A 286-nucleotide genomic window follows, 5' to 3' on the forward strand; every position below is an offset into this window, starting at 1 on the left:
AAGAGGTGAGACCTTTGACTATAACCACCTTAAATCGTTTTAGGTAAGAGGTAAGAGGTAAGAGGTAAGAGCTTTTTACACTCCTTTTGTATCTTATCCTAAAATACCAATTCCTAATCATATTTTTAACATATAGGGATAAAAAACATATCTTAACTAACTTCTTAAGAGATTAATAATTGATAAAACATAAGTAGTATTACACTTTCTTACTTCTTATCTCTTAATTCTTATCTATAAAAAAGAATGCTGCGCGAAAAGTCTACGGGTGATTAGTATTACTCGG

This window comes from Capnocytophaga sp. oral taxon 326 str. F0382 (assembly GCF_000318295.1).
GTDB classification, from domain to species: Bacteria; Bacteroidota; Bacteroidia; order Flavobacteriales; family Flavobacteriaceae; genus Capnocytophaga; species Capnocytophaga periodontitidis.